Origin of the sequence: Christiangramia sabulilitoris (genome assembly GCF_007050985.1) — a bacterium.
GTDB classification, from domain to species: domain Bacteria; phylum Bacteroidota; class Bacteroidia; order Flavobacteriales; family Flavobacteriaceae; genus Christiangramia; species Christiangramia sabulilitoris.
The window spans coordinates 522,350-538,767 of record NZ_VHSF01000001.1 but is presented as its reverse complement, the minus strand read 5'-3'; the positions used below and the strand labels follow the sequence as shown (position 1 = coordinate 538,767).

Sequence of the window (16,418 nt, the reverse complement as noted above, 5' to 3'; positions counted from 1 at the left end):
AATTGGCTACAACGGTCTCGGTTATCGCCAGTTGGCGGAGTAGGGAACTCGGCTTTGTCGGCTTAATATTGATTTGTTGGTCAAGTTAATTATTTTCTTTCTAAGGCTGCCGTCTATTGGCGATGAACCGTTGTTGCCAACAGTAATTATTCTCTAATCTTTATTTCAATAATTTCACATTTAGGATCCAATATTTTTACTGAGCTTAATCTTTCATTTGAGTAGTTAAATGAAATTGTCGGCGATTCTCTATTATACCAATCAATCCAGTTTGTTGTTGACTCTCGGATATTGCTTGTAAGATGATTTAAGGCTACATGATCGAAGAGAAAGCTCCATGAAGATTTTCCTAAATATTCTGGCATTCTAGCACTTAAAAAGTCAACGTAATAAAAATCTTTATGATAATGAATTCTATCTTTTTGATTTAATAAGTCGAATTGTTTCGGATATTTATTTTTGAAGTATTCTAAGTTTGAATTATCTAATTTAGCTTCTTCACTACTGAAATGTCTGCTTTTTATCAGTTCTCCTCTTGAATTATAGATAACAAATTGGATAGGATTCCAGAACATTATATTTGAAACTCCTATAATGTATTTTTCATCTTTTGAAATTTCAATATGTGTTAGGGCAGGAGATGGTTTTTTAAAAATTATTTCACAAGTTTTTTTATCTATTACTTGAATATAGGCATAATTATTTTGATCGTTAAATGGATTTTGATCAGTAGAGATCATTTTATACCTGGATTTCGAGGTATTATCTGACCAATCATGAAAATGAATTATGTGGTAATTTTCCGATTCTATTTCTATTCTTAAAGAGTCGCTATATGCTATTGGATCACAGTATGCCTTTAAAGAAATTAATAATAAAGTCAGAAATAAAATTCTTTTCACGGTCTTTCAAATTATTGTTGGCAACGGTCTCGGTTATCGCCAGTTGGCGGAGTAAGGGACGCGGATTTGTCGGCTTAGTATTGGTTTGTTGGTCAAGTTAATTATTTTCTTACTAAGGCTGCCGTCTATTGGCGATTAACCGTTGTTGTTGTGCGTTTTTATTCGCAAATCTTGCTTTTTAAGTTCTTCAGTCCTTTTTCAAATTTGTTAGAGATATAAATCTTATCATATTTTTCGTTTGTCTGAGAAGTCCCCGAAATATTAATATGTCTTTGTTTCAAAACTTTTTCTATACTATCGATATTCTTAGTGCATAAAGTCAGATCTCTTTTTTGTTCGAAATCGGAATTACCTTTTCCAGAATAATATTCAAATTCGTTTCTGAAAGTTTCTAAATACTCTTTGTTACTTCTAGTCAAAAAATTATACTGTAGCACTTTATTTATTCTATTAACAGCTTTATCCTTTTCTCCTGCTAAAGTTTCTAACATAGAAAAATTAACTAAGGGCATTAAATCTGCTTCCTCTCTAACTTCTACAGAATCTGATAATTTGTATGCTTGTTTATAATTCAATTGTGCTTTTTGCAACTTACCTTCTTTCTCTAGAATAAATCCTTTTGTTTGAAAGTAATACGGTGTTCCTTTAGTTGTTTTTGGCAAACTTTCTAGAGTTTCGTGTGCCTTATCAAACTCTTCTCTTCGAATAAAAATTCCTATTAAAGCGTACTTATAGTCTATGCTCTCGGGATCAAGTTTTGAAGCCTGGGAATAGAATTCTTCTGCTTTGGAAATTTCTCCGTTCATCAAAAATTCTGATGCTGTATTACTTAATTCTAAAGCTTTTTGAAGATCTTCTTTTGAAGCTGAGTTATTATCACAGCTGCTAAAAATTATTAGAAAAAATATAAAATTTAATGTTCTTCTCATTTTATAAAAATGCACTACAACGGTCTCGGTTATCGCCAGTTGGCGGAGTAGGGGACGCGGCTTTGTCGGCTTAGTATTGATTTGTTGGTCAAGTTAATTATTTTCTTACTAACGCTGCCGCTTATTGGCGATGAACCGTTGTTGTTGCGCGTTTTTATTCCCCAAACGCTAAAAGGATATGGTAAATCTGTTTTCCATTCATTTTATAGAAATATGCATCTTCTCCTCCTAGTTTGTCAAGAGTAAACTTATATTTAATTCTATCTAACTCTTTATTTTCTTCCTTGTCAAAAACAATAGCATCCCCTTTTTTTAGAAGCTCATGAAATTTTATCTCATATTCAGCAAAAGGCAAAGTGCCTTTTATTTTATTTGCATCAAAAATTGTGTCTGATTTTATTGATTTTAAATCGCTCACATATCCTTTAATTCTCTGATCATTAAATTCCTCAAGTTTTTTTTCGAGAAAATAAATTAAATCATTTCTATTAAACTTCAAGATTACTGCGTCATTTTCAATTCCGATTTTAATTGTATTCTCGGGTATAGAGTTCAATTTTATTGTACTATTCCTTTCTTTTTTTATAAACGAACTAGAACAACTCATTAGTCCGAGGATTATAAAGAGGAATATTATTTTTGAAATTCTTTTCATTCTGTAAAAATGCGCTACAACGGTCTCGGTTATCGCCAGTTGGCGGAGTGTGGGACGCGGATTTGTCGGCTTAGTATTGATTTGTTGGTCAAGTTAATTATTTTCTTTCTAACGCTGCCGCTTATTGGCGATGAACCGTTGTTAGCTGCTGGCGATTAAAACTGCACATCCTCGTTTTCTTCTTCGATAATTTTATTTTCTGTGTTTTTAATTAAAATCTCTGCGTAAAGAGCTTTCAAATCTATATAATTAATTGTGAGAGTGTTCTCATAAATTACCAGATTTTCCTTTTTTCTGATAAAGTCGTAACTCTTAAGTATGTTATTATCGATTAAAGCTTGTTTTAATTCCACGTTAGAAAATTTCTCAGAATTTTCTTTGATTCTCTTTTCTAGCCATTTTGGTTTGTTTGAAATGCTGTAATCACCAGTAAATTTTTCTATTGGGAAAATAGTCAACTGAAGTAATTCTCCATTTTTGCTATATCCAGGTTCCAGAAAATATGAACCTTTACCTGTATATTTTTTACCATCAATTTCATCGGTGATATTTGTTTTAAAAGTATATCCTTTACCCAAATCAAATGTTCCTGCTAAACTTGAAATTTTATTAGAATTAGAATAAGTAATTTCTTTACCACTTTCTCGCAAAAATTTAATGTGCTTCTTATAATCCTCTTTAGTCATTCCAATTTTGAAACCTAGAAATAATGTATCATTAGACTGAGATGTAGTTTGTATAAGACTGTCTAAAACTTCTTGTTTGGAAAAATCAATTTTTTCAGCTTTTTGTTTCTTCCTATTCTCTTGACACGAATAAGATAATGCTGATAATGCGAATAAAATTGGTAGTATTCTTTTCATAAAAATGTCTGTTGAGCTTGCAGCTAACGGTCTCGGTTATCGCCAGTTGGCGGAGTAGGGGACGCGGCTTTGTCGGCTTAGTCTTGGTTTGTTGGTCAAGTTAATTATTTTCTTTCTAGCGGTGCCGCTTATTGGCGATGAACCGTTGTTGTGATGCGTATGTTATTCGATTTTCTCACCGACTATTTCATATGGTTTTCTAGGCATTCCGTACAGGATCATTCTATGATTGGAAACTTCTTTTATTGGAACTATTGTTACCCTTTTCCCAGATTCGTAAATTGAAATGAAATATGTAGAGTCAATTTTCTCAAGACGAATTTTTGTCAATTCATCTTTTTCCATAATCTTCATGACCTGTAGACTTCCTAATTCCTTATTAAATATAACTCTGAACTTCTCATCATTCCAGTTAAACTTAAACGATAATTTTTGAATTTCTTCTGGTGATAATTTTGTCTTAGTTTTTTTTAATCTTACATACTCTGTTTCGATCAATGAATTTTTATCATTTACTTTTCCCTGACTTTTTATTTTAATTCTATCTTCATTTATAAACTCAACAATATGAGTATGTTTTTGATTTATAATGATGTTATTTTCGATTTTTATTGGAATTGAAGATTGTAATTGATCAAATGAAAAGTATTTTAATGAATCGGAATTTATTTCTATTATTAAGTTTTCTGGTATAATGTAGGTATCACCTTCTTTAGTCATCAACCATTTTCCATCTAAATCTTGTGCAGAAATTGAAGCCACAATTAGTAAGAATGTTATTATAGTTAGTATTTTCATATATGCATCACAACGGTCTCGGTTATCGCCAGTTGGCGGAGTAAGGGACGCGGATTTGTCGGCTTAGTATTAGTTTATTGGTCAAGTTAATTATTTTCTTTCTAATGGTGCCGCTTATTGGCGATGAACCGTTGTTGTAACAAGTTTGCCTAGCTAATTTTCTATTGTTAAACCTCGATTTTTATAAATTTTCATATTTAATAAATCAAAAGTGCCACAATTTTCTTTTCTAAATTCTGAAATATCGGGAACTCCATTGGTTTTCTTTTTCCAGTTATTTTCAAATTTATATTTAGAGGTGTTTAGTTTATTTTCTAAAATTTTAGAATTGTTATTTGTCAGTTTCCAATATAAATTATTTGTATTCCAACAAATTCCTATCTCGTCTGAAACTGGATCTATCTGGCTTATGTCCAGTTTTACAAAATTGGAATCGGGAATATTTTCTACATCTCCATTAATTATATATCTAATTTGATCTTTTGTTATTATGGTTATGATTTGACTTTTATCTGGAGAATAAATTTTAAAATTATTTCTGTTTGCGTTTTTACAGGACGTGAAAAACTTGATTAGAATTCCAATTATTAAAATGACAAAAGCTTTCTTCATTTACGAATTTATGTTGATCGGCAAATTTGTTACAACGTGTTATATCCCGCCAAATATATACATTTATTCCAAAATGTTACGGGATAAACGTAGGTTGGGGTGCTCTTTATTGCGCTCCATCATCTCCTGTATGCTCTCATCCAAAGGACTGCGTATCCTCGATAGATCCTTCTGCGTTACATGCGTATAGATCATCGTGGTCTCAGGTCGGGAATGTCCCAGCAACTCCTGTATATATCTCAGATCTATTCCGTTCTCCAGCATATGGGTCGCATAACTGTGCCGTAAAGTATGCGGCGTAACCTTTTTCCTTATCCTGGCCCGGCGACACGAATCTTTAAGAAAACTACGTACTGCAGAAGAGGAGTACTGTGTTTCCTGGTTTCCTTCCGCGAAATAAACCTTTGGCTGGTAGGTCTGCAGGTAATTATAAAAAAGCGGAAGAAAACTTTCTGCCAGCATCACATAACGGTCCTTCCTGCCTTTAGCCTGCCTGATTAAGATTTGCCGGCGATCTACATCAATATCCTTCAGTCTGAGATTAAGAAGTTCTCCAATTCTCAATCCCGAAGCATAAATAAGCGCCAGGATACAACGGTGTTTCAGATTTCTGGTAGCCCGCAACAGGTCTATCACCTCTTCCTTGCTCAAAACCGAAGGTAAAAACCTGCTCTTGTCTGGTCGCTGTAATTTAGAAGTATCGATATCTTCCTGCTCGCTAAGATCAAAATAATGCTTAATAGCACTAATGCACTGCCGGTGCGAACTTATAGAATAATTCTTCCCGGCGATTTCAGTCTCCACAAACCTGTCCACATCTCTCAGATCATAAGCCGACTTAAAATCATGAAATTCCAGGAATTTAGATACGAAGGTAGTGTAGGTTTTGATCGTGCTCTTGCTATAACGCTTACCGTGCAAATATTTTCTAAAGGCAATAATTTTTTCATGCGCAGGTTCCTCTGCATCCATTTCAGAAATGTGCAGCGCAGAATAATCTACATAGAATTTGTTCCCGTTTAGGAATTTTACCAGCCTGTCCAGGTTAGGCCGGTTTGCCCTGGTATAAAAACATCTGAAGGTGTTGCTCCAGGAAACACCTGGAAGTTCTTTAACCTTTTCGATCATATCACGGTTAAAGCCAAATCTTATCCCTATCTGAGCATGGCCGTTATGTTCAAACTCATATAATGCTATTCTTTGCATAATTATATAATTATATTATACCGTTGCAGGTAAGCAGGTTAACTAGGTACATAGGGAATTCTAAGGGCAAAATGGCTTAACTCCTCAACGAGTTAACAGTTTATTTCAGATATTCTATCTCGAGGTTTTTGTGATGTTTATAAAGAGTGATCTTCTCGATTTGCTGCCCGGGATGAAAAATACTCAGCCCGTAACTGGAGTGGGGAATGATGTCTTTCCCTTTTAAAGCAATATCATCTATTCCTTTAAGTTCACTTTTTTCTGAAGTAACATTTACCACTTCCATATGTTTTGGGCTTAATTCCGGGCGGTGACCCCAGAAGGAGATAAAGCCATTCATTCTGAAAGTAGTGACCGTGTAGCCGTCTTTGCCTTCAATATGAGGTTCCACTTTAATAGCGATCTTTTCCCGGTTCTTTTCTGAAATAGATCTGTCTTTATAATGCTGAATATGTTCTGAAGACTTAAAATATACTCCCGAAAGATCAAAGACCTCAAAACTATCATCAGCATCTTCGATCTGGATTCCGGCGCCTTCAAAAATGGAGAATAGAACCTTAATCTCTTCCCTGGCCATATCTCCGTCTGCATAAGCCATTTCGTGCAGCATGATCGCCAGTGAATGTTTTTTTGCTTCACTCAATCCTTCTAAAATAGCATGAGCCTGTTTCATATTGAACTTTCGCGCTTCCTCCACAAATGCCGAATCAAAATCCAGTAATTTCATTAATTGCCCTAAATACACCATTTCACCTTTGGCTACCTTGAGATCTGCCAGGATCACTTTATCGATCGCTTTAACAAAGGCTAATTTTTCAGCAATATTAAATTCCATTAGGTATGAGATTAGGTATACTAGTATGCATTTGAAAGAATATGGTGCTCTATAAGCCTGATATTCAGAATTTTGATTCTTAAATATACTGAAAATCAGGATGTTGAGAACGTTCTGAAAGATTTTAATTTTACCTGGCGGTAATGGTTGCCATTCGCCTGATGGCAAAAAAAATCCGGGACTATTTTCCAGCCCCGGATTCATCTTTTATTTATCCTCTGGGATTTAGGCGAACATAACCGCTTTTACATTTACAAATTCGTGCAATCCAAAGGTTCCATGCTCCCTTCCATATCCGGAATCTTTTACTCCTCCAAAAGGCATATTTGGTTTTGCTAATCCAAAAGAGTTGATAAACACCATTCCTGTATCAAAGTGGTATTTCGCTAATTTCCTGGCCTTTTCCTCATCCTTGGAGAAAATACCACCACCCAGGCCAAACCTGCTGTCGTTGGCAATTCGCATCGCGTCATCTGCATCTTTGGCTTTGATCAGCGAAGCTACCGGGCCAAATAATTCATCATCATAGGCCGGCATTCCCGGCTTTAATTCATCCAGTACGGTCGCCGGATAAAAGTATCCGTCGCCATCTGGCATTTCACCACCACAAAGTATTTTTGCGCCTTTCTTTACGCTCTCTTCCACCTGTTCGTGTAATTCCTCGCGTAAATCTTTTCTCGCCATAGGTCCAATATCACTATCATCGCTGGTAGGATCGCCAGCTTTGATTCCAGACATTTGCTCAACAAAGGCTTTTTTAAAATCTTCATATACCTTATCTACCACAATAAACCTCTTGGCCGCTACACAGGTTTCACCATTATTATACAACCGTCCCTGTACACAGGTCTTAACTGCCAGGTCCAGGTCTGCATCTTCCAGGACAATATAAGCATCATTACTACCCAGTTCCAGTACGGTCTTCTTCAGGGCTTTTCCCGCTTTTTCTCCAATGACTTTTCCGGCATTGGGGCTACCTGTCAGGGTTACTCCCCTTACCAGGTCATTTTCTATCACCGAGTCACTCTGGTCGTGCGAGATTAGTAATACTTTGAACAAATGTTCCGGTAAGCCTGCCTCGCGATAGATCTTTTCCAGCATTAGCGCACATCCGGTGACGTTTTCAGCATGTTTCAGCAATACTCCGTTCCCGGCCATTAAATTGGCAATGGAGTATCTTACTACCTGGTAACTTGGAAAATTCCAGGGCTGGATTCCGTAGATAACACCAAGCGGAGAATAAGAAATATAACCACGGCCTCCATCGGGCAATTCTCTTTCCTCATCCTTCAGGCTATCTGGCGCATTATCTGCTGTATAATTACATATATCGGTACATAACTCCAGCTCCTGCACAGATTGTTTTACCAGTTTCCCCATTTCTTTGGTCATCAAACTGGCCAGTTCATCTTTATGCTCTGCCAGTTTCTTACCAATATTTCTTATTACCCCGGCGCGATCCTCGGCAGATCTTCCTTTCCATTCCAGAAATGCTTCATGACAATCTTTGATGCCCTGTTCCAGTTCCTGGTCGGTCATCATATCATAGGTATCAATTGTTTTTCCGGTTGCAGGATTGGTCGTGGTAAGTTTCTTTTCTTCAGACATAGTTTTTCTTTTTTTTAGCAATTTTTTCAATTTTAAAGATACTCATTAATGCCCTCACCATCTGATAATGGCATGTTAACAAAGCATACCTGAGACCGCTTCTTCATTAAAATTTTTATAAAATTGAATCCTGAAAAGGTAATATTTCCCAAGCCGGAAACAGGATGTTGCGATCAATGTAAATTTTACGTCTGTTTAATTCTCGCAGATGCCTCTGTTTCCCTGCGGAATTTCCATCCCCCACGGGAGTATATTAAATTCAGAAATCTCTTACTGCTCTCCGATTCAGGGGATATTATAAATTGGATAAAATTTGTCCTGAGATCTCCAAATTATAAAAAGTTTATCCATAGGATCTTAAGCCTTCAGGAATTGATAAAAATCAATTTTGTAACTTCAACTATGTTTTTAACCTACCAGACCGCTGGGATTAATTCTTGATTATTCTTTATAATTTTAATCTTTAAAACTATACGTAATGCAGTCAGAGCTACAGGAAGCCTATGGATTCTTATTCGAAGAAGAACTGTTGGACGAGATCGCCGGGGTAGGTATTCTAAAAAATATTTCAGCCGGGGAGACCATCATAGAAATTGGTGATTACGTGAGAGGAATGCCTTTACTGCTGCGGGGAGCCGTGAAAATCCTTAGGGAAGATTCAGAAGGGGATGAGTTACTGCTCTATTTTCTGGAACGTGGGGATACCTGTGCCATGACCCTGAACTGCTGTATGGGCCAGACCAAAAGTGAGATTCGCGCAGTAGCCGAAAGGGATACCAGCCTTATTATGATTCCTGTTTCCAAGATGGAAGAATGGACCGCTAAATATAAGAGCTGGCGCAATTTCGTTTTCGGGTCCTATCATGCCCGCCTTTCAGAAATGCTGGATGCCATAGATGCCATTGCTTTTATGAATATGGATGAACGTCTTATGCGCTACCTGCGGGACAAAGCCAAAATCAACCGGGATGAAAATATCCACAGTACCCACCAGCAGATCGCGTATGATATGCATACCTCACGGGTGGTCATCTCCAGGTTGCTAAAAAAGCTGGAGATAGAAAAGAAGATCTCACTGCAAAGAAACCAGATAAAAGTGATTAACCTGTAAAACCCTGTGTAACTCATGTTACTGCCTGTCTAAAACGATGACAATACATTTGCCCCGAATTAAAAAATAGAAATGGATATACTTGAAATACTGGGATACTTCGGTGCACTATTAATAGGCGTGGTTTTAGGATTAATTGGTGGAGGAGGCTCCATTTTAACGGTTCCGGTTTTAGTATATCTTATGGCCGTAAATCCTGTTACCGCTACCGCTTATTCATTATTTGTGGTTGGCACCTCTTCCCTGGTTGGAGCCCTGCGGAATGTTCCCAAAAAACTTATAGACTATAGAACAGCAATTGTATTTGCCATCCCGGCTTTTATCGCCGTATATCTTACCAGGAAATTCCTGGTTCCTGCTATTCCCGATGAAATATTCTCCGTTTTCGACTTTACCATCACCAAAAATATTGGGATCATGTTATTTTTTGCGATCATTATGGTGATTGCTTCTATATCCATGATCAGGGAAAAAGATAATGGCAGGAATCTGGAAGTGGAAAAGGTTAGCTATAACTATCCATTGATCATTCTTGAAGGCCTGGTGGTAGGTCTTTTAACCGGTATCGTAGGTGCAGGAGGAGGATTTTTGATTATTCCGGCTTTGGTACTGCTGGCAAAACTTCCCATGAAAAAAGCAGTGGCCACTTCCTTGCTTATTATTGCCGTTAAATCTCTTATAGGTTTTATTGGGGATGTGGAAAATATGAAAATAGACTGGGTTTTCCTTTTAATATTTACCGGCATCTCTGTAGGTGGGATCTGGCTGGGAGTCTACCTTAATAATTTCATTAACGGGAAAAAGCTGAAAAAAGGATTTGGATGGTTTGTGATGCTAATGGGTATCTATATCATTTGGAATGAGCTATATTAATATTTTGTTAAAGTTTAAGCAGTACGATGTTTAAGTTACCAAAAGCGTATGCTAACTCATTGATTTGGTGTACTTTTAAATTTCCGAAAATGTACTAATCCAATATTCCCCCCACCTATTATCGAAATTGTATTACTTCCTGTATATACTGGAAGATGTGGCTGTTGAATTTAAAATATAAATTAATTATCCGGGTATTGGAACAATGTTTTTCAGGAGTTATGGTTTGGGGGGAAACAAATGCACACCATCTTGGTGTTGCAACCGAATAAAAAACCTTCTCCCTGCTGGAAATCTCTTTTTATGGATTTCTTTTAGAATGGTTATTCTGTTCCGTATCCGGATTTTTTTCAACTCTTTTATTTAGCCTTTTTCTTCGATTTTTCTACACTTCATAATTTTAACTTAACACCTTGAATTTGGCTGGCAGATCTCGATCTCACCTCCTAAATTTCATTAAATTTATAGGCCGAAGGAACCAGTGAGTTCTGTAATTTTCACAGACTCGTTTTATAAAATTTCCGTTGATGGAAAATCTAGACTACGCCAGGCTTCAAATGGCATTTACCTTAGGCTTTCATATAATTTTTGCATGTATCGGTATGGTCATGCCTTTTTTTATGGTAGTATCCCATAAAAAATGGCTTAATACCAGGGATCAGGTCTACCTGGATCTTACCAAAGCCTGGCAGCGGGGAGTGGCTATCTTTTTTGTGACCGGGGCAGTTTCGGGCACCGCGCTTTCTTTTGAACTTGGTATGCTCTGGCCAGAATTTATGAAACATGCCGGCCCGGTTATCGGAATGCCTTTTTCACTGGAAGGCGCTGCCTTTTTTGTGGAAGCTATTGCCCTCGGTTTTTACCTGTATGGCTGGAATAAATTGCCTGAAACTTTTCACTGGATCACCGGTATAATTATTGGAATCTCCGGGGTAGCCTCAGGAATCCTCGTGGTTTCTGCCAATGCCTGGATGAATGCGCCCGCTGGTTTTGAGGTGATTAATGGGGAATTTGTGAATATAGATCCGGTCGCAGCCTTTTTAAATGATGCCTGGTTTACCCAGGCCTTGCATATGACCCTGGCTGCATTCGCTGCCACAGGATTTGCCGTAGCCGGTATACATGCCTTTCAGATCCTTAGAAACAGGAGAGTTCCACTTCATAAAAAAGCATTTAAGATCGCCATCTCTTTTGGTGCGGTCGCTGCACTTCTTCAACCTTTAAGCGGTGACCTGTCTGCCAAGGATATAGCCAAAAGACAACCTGTAAAGCTTGCCGCGATGGAGGCCCATTATGAAACCTCAAAAGGCGCACCACTTTACATAGGTGGTTTAGTAGATGAAGAGAACAGGAAAGTGACCCATAAGATCGAAATTCCCAAAGCACTGTCCTTTTTAGCTTTTGGTGATTTTGATGCCGAGGTGAAAGGCCTGAATGATTTCCCCGAAGATGAATTGCCGCCGGTATCGGTAGTACATTACGCCTTCCAGGTGATGGTTGGTATTGGAACTTTATTGATGATTGCCGCCATCATATTTTTTATAAGCCTGAAGAAAAAAAGCTGGATGAACACTCCGGCATTCTGGTGGCTTTTCGCATTATTAAGTCCCATGGGGTTTATTGCCGTGGAAGCGGGTTGGGTGGTGACTGAAGTAGGACGGCAGCCCTGGATCGTCTACAAAATCATGCGAACCTCTGGAGCTGTTACTCCCATGCCCGGATTAAAATACACTTTCTTCCTCTACGTGTTCGTTTATATTACGCTCGCGATAACAGTTACCTGGCTTATGAAAAGGCAGATCAGGGTGCTTAACCGGTCAATTGATTAATTATGCTGTATATCGTCCTGTTTTTTACTTTCTTTTCACTTTTCCTATATGTACTGCTTGGTGGTGCCGATTTTGGAGCCGGGATCGTGGAATTATTTTCTTCTAAAGAGAACCGGAAATTAAACCGGGATACCATTTACGAAGTTATGGGCCCCGTTTGGGAAGCCAATCATATCTGGCTGATAATTCTTATCGTCATCCTTTGGATAGCCTTTCCGGTTTATTTCAATATAATCATTATATACCTGCATATCCCGCTCACCCTGGTATTGCTGGGGATTACCATGCGCGGTGTGGCGTTTATTTTCAGGCATTATGACGCGGTGGAAGGAGCTTCTCAAATATGGTACAATCGAATGTTCCGGGTTTCAAGTCTTATCACTCCCATTTTCCTCGGAATGAGCTTTGGCAGTCTAGTGAGTGGAGAGATCGTGATTACCACAGATTATGCTGAAACCAGTTTTGCTGAGGTCTTTATGAACTCCTGGCTGAATATGTTCAGCTTTCTTACCGGTTTGTTTTACGCCGCTCTCTGTGCTTTTCTCGCCTCGACCTTACTTATCGGGGAAACAACCGGCGAAACAAGAAAATTATATAGTAGAAAATCAGCTATCTATACCGTGGTAGTAGTGCTCCTGGGAGCAGCGCTCTTGATGTATGGTCTTGTGGCAGACGTAATATTCGTGCAGGATTTTCTTTCAGATATTTACTCGCTGAGTGCGGTTAGCCTTTCTGCCTTACTGCTTATCCCTCTATGGAAGGCCATTAAGGAACAGCATAGCAGCTTAACGCGGTTTTATGCCGGTTTCCAGATCCTGCTTATTCTTTTTGCCGCGGTGAATACCCATTTCCCTTATCTAATTATTACCAGTACCGGGGAAGTGAACATGATGGATGATACAGCTCCAGATTCTGTTATTAATGTTTTGGGAATTTCCCTGATAATTGGTGGAGCGATCATTCTTCCCGGCCTGTACCATTTAATGCGATCATTTAGCATGATTAGAATTCCTGAAAACGAAGGGGAAGAAGAAGAAAATTTATAAAATCAGCATTCTTACTTGGGTAGAGGTAGTTTTTTATATAATTTCATCCTTGAATCTAAATAAAAAATTTATGAAAAGTTCTATTTTAAAAGGTATGTTTTTTAGTGCCATATTATTGTTCATTGCCTGTGGCGAAAGTACAGATGTGGTGGAATCTGGAACCTACCAGGGGACCATCAGTGAGGTAGAAGCAGATAAGACAGAGATCTATGTTGCTACAGATGATGACAAAACCCTTGAACTTTACTTTACTGAAACTACCAGCCTTACCAGAAATGGTGCTGAAGTAGATTTTTCTGAACTTAAAGAAGGACAGAAAGTAGAAGTGGAAGTAGAGAAAAACGGGAAAAGACTTGATCCCATTTCGGTAAAAATCATGGAATAATAATGACAGATTTACCAGAATTCTGGCGGACAGAGGTTTTTCATCCTCTGTCCGTTCATTTTCCAATAGTTTTACTGTTGCTCGCCAGCCTTTTTAAATTGATAAGTCTATGGTCCTCTAAAATGACCTGGGACCATGGCGGCAGGGTATTACTATTTCTGGGTGTTATCGGAGTTTGGATTTCGATTTATACGGGTGACCTGGCCGATGGAATAGTATCCAGAAAACTCTGCGATCCCACCGTTTTAAAAGAACATGAGAATCTGGCCTATACCACGGCCTGGATCTTTAGTATCGCCCTTCTCATTGAAATTATCATTAGTAAAATAGATCTTTTTAAAACCAGGGTCATTTCTGTATTGCTGGTTATACTTATGCTTTCTGGTAGTGTGATCATGGCTTATGTAGGCCATTTAGGGGCAGAGTTGGTTTATCAACAGGCCGCCGGGGTGAACATTCCTTCTTCAGATTGTGCCGAATTTAATTAGCACCTGGAATTCATCTAAAAGTTCTATTTTTAAGCTTCAACAAAGAAATCAATTGACGAAATTTAAAGATAGTACCGTTCTCATTACCGGTGGGGCTTCAGGTATCGGTTTGCTCATGGGAAAGATCCTGGTTAGTAAAGGAGCAAAAATTCTGATTATTCTGGATATTAACGCCACCGCCCTAGCACGGGTAAAAGAAGACCTTGCTTCTGCAGATTGTGATATTCTTACAATCCATGCAGATATTACCAAAGAACAGGATCTAGAAAATGCCCTGTCCAGGATTAGTTCTGAAGGGTATAAGGTGGATATTCTTATTAATAATGCCGGGGTAGTGACCGGTAAAAGATTCCAGGAGCATACCCCTGCAGATATAGACAGGAATATGGGTGTAAATTCTGTAGCGCCAATGAAACTAACGCTTGCGCTTTTACCACAGATGCTGGAAAGGGGAACAGGAAATATTGTTAATATTTCCTCTGCCGCCAGCATGCTCTCAAATTCAAAAATGGGAGTTTACTGTGCCAGCAAATGGGCAATGACCGGTTGGTCAGATTCTCTCAGGATAGAGATGGAACAGGAAAATACGGGTATAAAAGTCCTGACGGTAACGCCTTATTATATAGATACCGGGATGTTCCGGGGTGTAAAATCTCCCATAATCCCTGTACTTAAACCAGAGAAAGTGGCCCGTAAGATCATTCAAGCAATTGAGAAGAATAAGATCATCCTCAGAACTCCCTGGATCATTTATACTTTGCCTTTTATCAAGGGTATTTTACCACAAAGATTACTGGATATTGTGATAGGGAAATTCTTCGGCATCTATCAATCCATGGATAACTTTAAAGGAAGAAGGCATGAATAAGTCAGAACTTAATGATCTGCTGATAAGGCAACAAGCTGCTTTTAAAAAAGCTCCTCCATCATTTGAAAAAAGGATGCAAACCCTAAAAAAACTTTCTGATGTTTTAGAGGAGAATAAGAACAGTCTAATCGAGGCGGTATTTCAGGATTTCGGACTTCGCGCCAGGGAAGAAACTTTATTCCTGGAGATCTTTCCCCTGCAGGATGAAATACGCCATGCCATGAAAAATCTTCGAAACTGGATGAAAAGGAGGTATGTGCCAGGGGCGTGGTTTTTACTTCCCAGCTCTGCCTATTACCAATTCCAGCCCCTGGGCTCTGTTGGTATCATGGGCGCATGGAACTACCAGGTGCTGCTTAGCCTTAGTCCACTGGTAGATGCGATTGCAGCAGGGAATCATGCAATTTTAAAACCATCAGAAATAGCTCCGGCTTCTGCGGCAGTGATAAAAGAAATGATCAATAAAAATTTTCCTGAAGAATATATTCATTGTGTCACCGGGGATGCGGGGCTCGCCAGGGATTTTTCTTCATTGGCTTTTGATCACATTTTTTTTACCGGTTCCACGAGGGTCGGGAAATTGGTTATGGAAGCCGCCGCTCCTAACCTTACTCCGGTAACCCTGGAATTGGGTGGGAAATCGCCTGCAATTATTCATCATTCTTACCCGGTAAAACTTGCCGCTAAGAGATTGATGGCAGGAAAATTATTTAATGCCGGCCAAACCTGCGTCGCCCCAGATTATGTGATCATGCCGGCAGCGATGAATTCCGAATTTGAGAGACACGCCATAGAAACGGTTCAGAAGTTTTATCCCAACATAAACGAAAATGACCAGTATACCAGCATTATTAATAAAGATCACCACGACCGGTTAAATTCCTTACTGGAAGATGCAACAGATAAGGGAGCAAGGATCGTGGAACTGGGAGATAAAAAAGCTGATCGTGATAGCAGATCCATAACTCCAAAATTGGTTTTTAACGTCTCTTCAGAAATGCAGCTTATGCAGGAAGAGATCTTTGGTCCTGTGCTTCCTGTTCTAAATATTGAAAATATGGAAGATGCCGTGGCATACGTTAATGATCATCCAAAACCACTGGCACTGTATTATTTTGACAATAAGAAGAAGAGGATTAACTGGTTGCTTAGAAATACACTATCCGGCGGGGTAACTATCAATGATACCATCTATCATCTGGCCCAGCATAATTTACCATTTGGCGGAGTTGGAGCAAGCGGAATGGGCCATTATCATGGTTTCGATGGTTTTAAGACGTTCTCTAAGAAACGCGCAGTTATGCATCAGAAAAGCTTAGCTGCTTCAGACCTGTTGCATCCACCATTCACCGACTTAAAAAAGAAACTTATCCAGATCATGGGTAGGATCACCAAAGTATAAAGTATTCC

General features: G+C 38.5%; 17 protein-coding genes. 8 read left to right on the top strand and 9 right to left on the bottom strand.

The genetic code is table 11. From position 1 onward, the window contains the following. Positions 1-146 precede the first annotated feature (146 nt). From FGM01_RS02475 to FGM01_RS02435, 9 genes are all read right to left on the bottom strand, one after another. On the bottom strand, positions 147-902 hold the full coding sequence (locus FGM01_RS02475; RefSeq protein ID WP_143409554.1) for a hypothetical protein: 756 nt from the start codon (positions 900-902) through the stop codon (positions 147-149). A 158-nt stretch (positions 903-1,060) separates the two neighbouring features. After that, the gene (locus FGM01_RS02470) at positions 1,061-1,831 is read right to left on the bottom strand and encodes a tetratricopeptide repeat protein (protein ID WP_143409553.1); all 771 of its coding nucleotides are present in this window, start codon (positions 1,829-1,831) and stop codon (positions 1,061-1,063) included. 154 nt (positions 1,832-1,985) lie between these two features. Then, a complete protein-coding gene (locus FGM01_RS02465; RefSeq protein ID WP_143409552.1) occupies positions 1,986-2,486 on the bottom strand; it encodes a hypothetical protein in 501 nt (166 codons plus the stop codon). Between the two features lie 155 nt (positions 2,487-2,641). Beyond that, entirely contained in the window at positions 2,642-3,349 is a 708-nt protein-coding gene (locus FGM01_RS02460) for a hypothetical protein (RefSeq protein ID WP_143409551.1), read from the bottom strand. Positions 3,350-3,511: 162 nt separating this feature from the next. Continuing rightward, a complete protein-coding gene (locus tag FGM01_RS02455) occupies positions 3,512-4,147 on the bottom strand; it encodes a hypothetical protein (protein ID WP_143409550.1) in 636 nt (211 codons plus the stop codon). Between the two features lie 153 nt (positions 4,148-4,300). After that, positions 4,301-4,759, bottom strand: a complete 459-nt coding sequence (locus FGM01_RS02450) for a hypothetical protein (protein WP_143409549.1) — start codon at positions 4,757-4,759, stop codon at positions 4,301-4,303. Between the two features lie 63 nt (positions 4,760-4,822). Further along, complete coding sequence (gene xerA / locus FGM01_RS02445; protein ID WP_143409548.1) at positions 4,823-5,965, bottom strand: site-specific tyrosine recombinase/integron integrase; 1,143 nt, start codon at positions 5,963-5,965, stop codon at positions 4,823-4,825. Positions 5,966-6,065: 100 nt separating this feature from the next. Next, positions 6,066-6,800, bottom strand: a complete 735-nt coding sequence (locus FGM01_RS14620; protein ID WP_208012700.1) for a hypothetical protein — start codon at positions 6,798-6,800, stop codon at positions 6,066-6,068. A 225-nt stretch (positions 6,801-7,025) separates the two neighbouring features. Continuing rightward, positions 7,026-8,408 carry an NAD-dependent succinate-semialdehyde dehydrogenase gene (locus FGM01_RS02435; protein ID WP_143409547.1) on the bottom strand — a complete coding sequence of 461 codons (1,383 nt, stop codon included), beginning with the start codon at positions 8,406-8,408 and terminating at the stop codon, positions 7,026-7,028. A 478-nt stretch (positions 8,409-8,886) separates the two neighbouring features. Here FGM01_RS02435 and FGM01_RS02430 point away from each other — a divergent pair, with 478 nt between their 5' ends. The 8 genes from FGM01_RS02430 to FGM01_RS02395 all read left to right on the top strand — a co-directional run bounded on the left by FGM01_RS02430 (position 8,887) and on the right by FGM01_RS02395 (position 16,410). After that, complete coding sequence (locus FGM01_RS02430; RefSeq protein ID WP_143409546.1) at positions 8,887-9,519, top strand: Crp/Fnr family transcriptional regulator; 633 nt, start codon at positions 8,887-8,889, stop codon at positions 9,517-9,519. 72 nt (positions 9,520-9,591) lie between these two features. Further along, a complete protein-coding gene (locus FGM01_RS02425; RefSeq protein WP_143409545.1) occupies positions 9,592-10,392 on the top strand; it encodes a sulfite exporter TauE/SafE family protein in 801 nt (266 codons plus the stop codon). Between the two features lie 527 nt (positions 10,393-10,919). Then, positions 10,920-12,221 carry a cytochrome ubiquinol oxidase subunit I gene (locus FGM01_RS02420; RefSeq protein ID WP_143409544.1) on the top strand — a complete coding sequence of 434 codons (1,302 nt, stop codon included), beginning with the start codon at positions 10,920-10,922 and terminating at the stop codon, positions 12,219-12,221. A gap of 2 nt (positions 12,222-12,223) precedes the next feature. Continuing rightward, on the top strand, positions 12,224-13,267 hold the full coding sequence (locus FGM01_RS02415; protein ID WP_143409543.1) for a cytochrome d ubiquinol oxidase subunit II: 1,044 nt from the start codon (positions 12,224-12,226) through the stop codon (positions 13,265-13,267). Positions 13,268-13,337: 70 nt separating this feature from the next. Next, the gene (locus FGM01_RS02410; RefSeq protein ID WP_143409542.1) at positions 13,338-13,652 is read left to right on the top strand and encodes a hypothetical protein; all 315 of its coding nucleotides are present in this window, start codon (positions 13,338-13,340) and stop codon (positions 13,650-13,652) included. A 2-nt stretch (positions 13,653-13,654) separates the two neighbouring features. Then, complete coding sequence (locus tag FGM01_RS02405; RefSeq protein WP_143409541.1) at positions 13,655-14,140, top strand: DUF2231 domain-containing protein; 486 nt, start codon at positions 13,655-13,657, stop codon at positions 14,138-14,140. A gap of 52 nt (positions 14,141-14,192) precedes the next feature. Continuing rightward, the gene (locus tag FGM01_RS02400; protein WP_143409540.1) at positions 14,193-15,008 is read left to right on the top strand and encodes an SDR family oxidoreductase; all 816 of its coding nucleotides are present in this window, start codon (positions 14,193-14,195) and stop codon (positions 15,006-15,008) included. Then, positions 15,001-16,410, top strand: coding sequence for a coniferyl aldehyde dehydrogenase (locus FGM01_RS02395; protein ID WP_143409539.1), 1,410 nt, complete (start codon positions 15,001-15,003; stop codon positions 16,408-16,410). The genes FGM01_RS02400 and FGM01_RS02395 overlap by 8 nt, the downstream gene beginning before the upstream one ends. Positions 16,411-16,418: the final 8 nt, after the last annotated feature.